This window comes from Streptomyces sp. NPDC021020, assembly GCF_044333285.1.
GTDB lineage: Bacteria > Actinomycetota > Actinomycetes > Streptomycetales > Streptomycetaceae > Actinacidiphila.
Genome location: NZ_JBIRQQ010000014.1, coordinates 209,225 through 215,656, shown reverse-complemented (window position 1 = coordinate 215,656; position 6,432 = coordinate 209,225). Strand labels below are relative to the sequence as shown.

General features: G+C 72.9%; 5 protein-coding genes. 1 reads left to right on the top strand and 4 read right to left on the bottom strand.

Translation table 11 applies throughout. The features are described from left to right. Nucleotides 1-121: 121 nt before the first annotated feature. The 4 genes from ACH4SL_RS33795 to ACH4SL_RS33780 form a co-directional block, all read right to left on the bottom strand. The gene (locus ACH4SL_RS33795) at nt 122-1,795 is read right to left on the bottom strand and encodes a glycoside hydrolase family 43 protein (RefSeq protein ID WP_398453082.1); all 1,674 of its coding nucleotides are present in this window, start codon (nt 1,793-1,795) and stop codon (nt 122-124) included. A 135-nt stretch (nt 1,796-1,930) separates the two neighbouring features. Continuing rightward, nucleotides 1,931-2,848: a carbohydrate ABC transporter permease gene (locus ACH4SL_RS33790; protein ID WP_398453080.1), complete on the bottom strand. Its 918-nt coding sequence runs from the start codon at nt 2,846-2,848 to the stop codon at nt 1,931-1,933. Next, on the bottom strand, nt 2,845-3,756 hold the full coding sequence (locus ACH4SL_RS33785) for a carbohydrate ABC transporter permease (RefSeq protein ID WP_398453196.1): 912 nt from the start codon (nt 3,754-3,756) through the stop codon (nt 2,845-2,847). The genes ACH4SL_RS33790 and ACH4SL_RS33785 overlap by 4 nt, the downstream gene beginning before the upstream one ends. 8 nt (nt 3,757-3,764) lie before the next feature. Further along, nucleotides 3,765-5,075, bottom strand: coding sequence for an extracellular solute-binding protein (locus ACH4SL_RS33780; protein ID WP_398453076.1), 1,311 nt, complete (start codon nt 5,073-5,075; stop codon nt 3,765-3,767). Between the two features lie 231 nt (nt 5,076-5,306). Between ACH4SL_RS33780 and ACH4SL_RS33775 the strand changes: the two genes are divergently transcribed. Continuing rightward, the gene (locus ACH4SL_RS33775) at nt 5,307-6,374 is read left to right on the top strand and encodes a LacI family DNA-binding transcriptional regulator (RefSeq protein WP_398453074.1); all 1,068 of its coding nucleotides are present in this window, start codon (nt 5,307-5,309) and stop codon (nt 6,372-6,374) included. Nucleotides 6,375-6,432 lie beyond the last annotated feature (58 nt).

Below are 6,432 nucleotides of genomic sequence, written 5' to 3'. Positions count from 1 at the left end.
CCGCCCGCGGGCTGCCCTAAACTCTGGGCGGCCGGGGGGGCCGCCCCCCCCCCCCCCCCCCCCCCCCGGGGGGGGCCCCGGCCCCCCCCCCCCCCCCCCACCGCCCCGGAACCCCCCCGGCTCAGTGCTCGCGGTACTCCGCGTAGTCGAAGTCCGCGTATCCGCCGTCCGCCCCGATGTCCTGGACCCACAGGCCCAGGAAGGCGCCGGTGAAGGCGGGGCTGGCGGCCCGCCCGTCGGTGTCCTGCTTCTCGCCCGCGTATTCGTCGGACAGGATCGTCGCGTCCAGCGGCGCCCCCAGCGGCGTCCAGCTCCCGCCCGGCAGGCGGTAGTCGAAGCGTGCCTCGGGCAGCTCCAGCGTGACGCGCAGCTCCACCGGCCCGCTGCCCAGCGGCAGTTGCGGCCCGACGACTCGCTCCCCGTCGTCGCAGCTCAGCACCGCCAGGACCGTGACGCCCGCGTCGTCGCAACCGACGTACGCGTAATGCCAGTTGCGGCTGTCGTAGTAGGCCGTGACGCCCGCGAGGCGGCGGACGTCCGCGGGGGAGGAGGCCTCGACGCAGGCCGTCAGGGAGCAGTGCGTGCTGCCCGCGCGGCGGGCGACGAGGCTCGGGGAGCGCAGGCCGCGCGGCGACTGGCCGCCGTACAGCCGCAGATGGGACGGGCGGGCGGTGAGGTCGGCCCACTGCGAGGTGGCCGGGCGGCGCAGGGTGGCCCAGTGCGGGCCGAGGCGCTCGCCGTCGAAGTCGTCGCGCGCGGGCTCGGCCGGCCACGGGTGTGGCGCCAGCCGGGGCGCGGGCACCTGCTCGGCGGGGACGCCGCCCGGGACGCGGGGCCAGCCGTCGGGACTCCACTCCACCGGCTGGAGCGCGGTCTCCCGGCCGAGCACGCAGCGCCCGAGCGGGGTCGCGGGGCGGCCGGTGAGGTGGGCGAGGTACCACTCGCCGCCCGGCGTCTCCACCAGGCTGCCGTGGCCCGCCTTCTGGAGGACGAGGTCGGGGCGGCCGCGCGCGGTGAGCATCGGCCCGGCCGGGTCGGGCTCGTACGGGCCGAGGAGGTCGCGGGAGCGGGCGACGGTCACCTGGTGGTCGTAGGACGTGCCGCCCTCGGCGGTCATCAGGTAGTACCAGCCGCCGGTCCGGTAGATGTGCGGGCCCTCGGTGACACCGGCCTCGGTGCCGTCGAAGATCATGTGCACCTCGCCGGTGAGCCGCCCGGCCGCGCAGTCCCACTCCTGGGCCTGGATCCCGGCGAAGGGGCTGCGCCCCGGGCGCCAGTCGCCGGTGAGCGACAGCATCCAGCAGCGGCCGTCCTCCGCGCCGTCCCCGGTGGAGTGGTCGTGGAAGAGCGACGGGTCGAAGCCGCGCGCGTGCACGGGCACCGGGTCGGACCAGGGGCCCTCGGCGGAGGGCGCGGTGACGACGTAGTTCTGCGCGTCCCACCAGCCGCCGTGGTGGTTGTCGACGCGGGTGAAGACGAGGTGGAAGAGCCCGTGCGCGTACGACAGGCAGGGTGCCCACACGCCGCCGGAGTCGGGCACGCCGGACAGGTCCAGCAGCCGCCGCTCGTCGAGCACGCCGGGCAGCGGGCGCCAGTGGACGAGGTCGCGCGAGTGGTGGACGCGCACGCCCGGATACCACTCGAACGTGGACGTGGCGAGGTAGTAGTCGTCGCCGACCCGCAGGATGGAGGGGTCGGGGTGGAAACCGGTCAGCACGGGGTTGGCGATGACGGCGGCGCCGTCGCCCTCCCCGGCCGCCGGGCGGACCGGCGAGGTGGTGGCTCCGGTGGTCATGGATGCCTTTCGGAAGTGCGAGGGGTGCGGACCTCCCGCGGCGAGAGGTGCGGACCTGCCGCGGTGGGCGGGTGCGGACCTGCCGCGCGGGCCCGGCGCCGAGCCGGGCCCGTACGAAGTCCGCTGCGGGCGCGGCTACTTGCCGAAGCCCGCGGTGAGCCCGCTGAGCAGGTGGCGGCGGCCGAAGAGGTACGCGGCGAGCAGCGGCAGCAGCGACAGCAGCACGGCGGCCATCGTCGCCGGGACGTTCACCCCGCCCTGCTGGCCCTGGTAGTTCCACAGGCCAAGGGTCACGGTGCGCCGCGCGTCGCTCTGGGTGAGGACCAGCGGGAAGATGAAGCCGTTCCAGGCGCCGAGCGCGGTGTAGATGCCGACCGTGACGAGCCCCGGCCGGGTCAGCGGCAGCACCAGCGACCGCAGCGTCTGCGTCGCGGCGGCGCCGTCCATCGTCATCGCCTCGTACAGCTCGCCGGGGATGTCCCGCATGGTCGAGGTGAGCACCAGGATCGCCATGGGCAGCGAGAACGCAGCCGTCGGCAGGATGATCGCGAGCAGGGTGTCGTAGACGTGCAGCCGGGTGATGATGAGGTACACCGGCACGATCGTGGCCTGCGCCGGGATCGCCAGGCCCATCAGCATGACGGAGAAGCCCACCGACACGAAGCGGCTGCGGCTGCGGACGATCGCGTACGCGGCGGGCAGCGCGAGGAGCAGCACCAGGGCGACGGTGGCGACCGTGACCAGGATGCTGTTCCACAGGTAGGTGGCGAAGCCGGAGTCCAGCACCGTGCGGTAGTTGGAGAAGACGACGTGGTGCGGCAGCGTCAGCGGCCCGGCGTCCAGGTAGTCGCTGCGGTCGCGCAGTGAGGAGGCCACCACGTAGTAGAGCGGCACGGCGACGATGACCAGCCACACGGCCGCGGCCAAACCGCCGGCCCAGTCGGGGCGGCGGAAGGGGCGGCGGGGGCGCTGCCTCTTCGACGGCCGCGGGCCCGGGGCGGCCGCGGTGCGGCCGCCGTCGCGCTCACGGGTGAGGATGTCGGTGGTGCTCACAGGCCCTCCCGCTCGCTGGCCATACGCCGGAAGCCGGTGACGCGGACGACCAGCAGGGACAAGGTGGTGCCGGCGACGAGCAGCAGCACGGCGAGCACGCTCGCGTAGCCCATGTCGAAGCTGCTGAAGCCGGTCAGGTACATGTGCAGCGGCAGGATGCGGGTGGACGTGCCCGGACCGCCGTTGGTGAGGATCAGCACGATGTCGAAGTACGTCAGCGAGCCGACGAGGATCAGCACCGAGGACGTGACGACGGTGTTGCGCAGCTGCGGCAGCGTGATGGAGAAGAACTGCCGCCAGCGGCCCGCCCCGTCGATCGTCGCGGCCTCGTAGAGCTGGCCCGGGACCTGGCGGGCGGCGGCCTGGTAGAGCAGGGTGTGGAAGGGCACGAACTGCCAGGTGATGACGGCCATGACCGTCCACAGCGCCTTGTTCGGGTCGCCGATGAAGTTGCCGTCGTCGACGCCGATCCACGGCCCGACGGTGTGCGCCAGGCCGAAGTTGGGGTCGAGCAGCGCGCTGAAGAGCAGTGCCACGGCCGCGCTGGACATCAGCAGCGGCACGAAGAACAGCGTGCTCAGCACCGCGCGGGAGCGCTGCGGACCCGCGCACCACACGCCCAGCGGCAGGCAGATGAGGGTCTGCACCGCCCAGGTGACGACGGTCAGCGCGAGCGACAGCCGCAGCGACTGGCCGAGTTGGGGGTCGTGCAGCAGCCGGCTCCAGTTCGCCCCGCCCGCCCAGTGCGGGCTGCCGAGGCCGCTCCAGGTGGTGAAGCTCAGCGCCACCACCAGGGCCATCGGCACGACGGCGAAGAGCGCGAAGTAGAGCAGGGCGGGGACGGCCCAGAGGGCACCGGGCCGTCCGTCGCTCCTGCGGGAGGACGCGCGCGGGGTCGCGCGCGGCATCGCGACGCTCACTTGGCGTCCATCGCGGAGACGAACTGCTCGGGCGTGGACTGCTTGTTGAAGACCTTCTGCAGGTTCGTCAGCATCTTCTGCGCGGTGGCCGGGTCGAGCGCCTGGTCCCAGGACTGGGTGAAGGACGGGGCGCCCGCGACGAGTCCGTAGATGAAGCTCGTGTAGTCGGCGTTGGGGCTGCTCTTGATCTGGGCGTCGATGCCCGCGACCGCCGGGACCTGGCCGATGGACAGCAGGTCGGCGACGTAGTTCGGCTCGGTGACGGTCTTCTTGATGAAGTCCACCGCGCCGGTCCTGTCCTTCGAGGTGGCCGAGACGGAGAAGAAGTTGGAGGGGTTGCCGACGATGTTCTTCGGGTCGCCCTTGCCGTTCGGCACGGTCGGGAAGGACGTCCAGCCGAGCTTGTTGTCCTTGACGAACTTCGGGGCGGTGGCGAGCTGGCCCGCGTACTCCCACGAGCCCATCAGCTCCATGCCGGCCCGGCCGCGCGACAGCAGCGCGTCGGCGCCGCCCGCGTCCTGGTTGACCGAGCCGTAGTTGGTGCCGAAGGCGCCGCGCGCGACGAGGTCCTTGATCATGCCCAGCGCCGTCGCGACGGCCGGGTCGTCCCACGCGCCGGGCTTGCCCGCCTGGATCGCGGCGAAGACCTCGGGGCCGCCGACCCGGTCGAGCAGGTACTCCATCCACATCAGCTCGGTCCAGGCCTGCGAGCCGGCCAGCGCGATGGGGGTGACCTTCTTCGCCTTCATCTTGTCGACGTCGGTGAGCAGGTCCTGCCAGGTCGCGGGCGGCGCGGTGATACCGGCCTTGGCGAAGACGTCCTTGTTGTAGAAGAGCGCGACGGGCTGCACGCCCTCCATCGGGACGCCGTAGACCTTGCCGTCGATGGTGCCGCCCGCGAGCACGCTGGGCAGGAACTTCGCCTTGAACGTCGCGTCGAGGTCGGCGCTGAGGTCGGCGACGCTGCCCGCCTTGACGTACGTGGAGAGGTTGCCGCCGCCCCAGTTGAGGAAGACGTCGGGGGCGTTGGGGGAGCCGAGCGCGGTCTGGAGCTTCTGCTTGTAGGGGTCGTTGACGAAGGTCTGCATCGACGCCCGGGTGTCCTTGGACGCCTTGTTGTAGGCGTCGACGGACTTCTTCTGCACGGGGTTGAACGCGGTGTCCTGGAGGGTCCACACCGTGACCTTGCCGCCCCCGCCGCCCGCCGACCCGGGGCCGTCGCTGCCGCACGCCGTGGCTGTCGTGGCCAGTGCCGTCACCGCGCACAGGGCGGTGAGGGTCCTGCGGGTCAGAGCACTCTTCATCATCGAACACGCTCCTCGGGCTGAAACATTGCAGCCCTACTTGCCGAAAGTTACGATAGTTTCCGCTTCGCAGGAAGGTAGAGTTTCCGGCGTTCGGCGTCAACGCGAGACCGGGTCACAGTGCGGTCACGGCAGCCGGACCCCACCGCGTACCGCCGCAACGGGCGGGATCGAGCAGGAAGGCCCGGGCCGTCCCATAGGCTGCCCGCGACGACTAGCAGTGAGGTGACCCAGGTGGCACAGGACGGCACGCGGGCGTCAGGACAGACCGCGTCGGGGCAGGCCGCCCGCGCCCCGCGCGTGACGATCGCGGACATCGCGGAGGAGGCCGGGGTCTCCGTGGCCACGGTGTCCAAGGTCCTCAACGGCCACGCGCACGTCGCCGACACGACCCGGCGCAAGGTCGAGGCGCTGCTGTCCGGGCACAACTACCTGCGCCGGCGCAGCCGCCCGCTGCGCACCGTGGGCCTCATCGACCTGGTCATCAACGAACTCGACAGCCCGTGGTCGGTCGAGGTCGTGCGCGGCATCGAGGAGACCACCGCCCAGCACGACAGCGGCCTCGTCGTCACCGCCGTGCACGGGCGCTCCGCCGACACCCGGCGCTGGCTCGACAACCTCATCAAGCGCGGCAGCGACGGCGTCATCCTCGCGGTCACCGCGCTCGCGCCCGCGCAGTGGCGCAAGGTCGAGGAGCTGGGGATCCCGCTGGTCGTCGTCGACCCGATCGGGCACCCCGACCCCACGATCCCCTCCGTCGGCGCCACCAACTGGCACGGCGGCCTGGCCGCCACGCAGCACCTGCTGTCCCTCGGCCACCGCCGGATCGGCATCATCACCGGGCCCGAGGACGTCCTCAGCGCCCGCGCCCGGCTGGACGGCTACCGCGCCGCCCTCGAAGGCGCCGGGCTCGGCGTCGACCCGGCGCTGGAGGTGCGCGGCGACTTCCACCACGGGACCGGATTCTCCGGCGCCCGGCAGCTGCTGGCCCTGGCCGAGCCGCCCACCGCGATCTTCGCCAGCAGCGACCTCCAGGCGCTGGGCGCGTACGACGCCGTGCGGCGGGCCGGGCTCCAGGTCGGGCCGGACATCAGCATCGTCGGCTTCGACGACCTGCCGGTCGCGGCCTGGGCCTCGCCGCCGCTGACCACGGTGCGCCAGCCGCTCAGCGACATGGCGGCGATGGCCGCGCGCATCGTCCTGCAGGGCGTCGACAACGTGCTGCCCGGCGACATGCGCCGCGCCGAGCTGGCCACCGCGCTCGTCGAACGCGAGAGCACCGCCGCGCCGCGCAACGGCTGAGCCGTACCCCTGCGAAAGCCCCCGCCCGGCGCACGCCGCGGGCGGGGGCTTCGTGCTG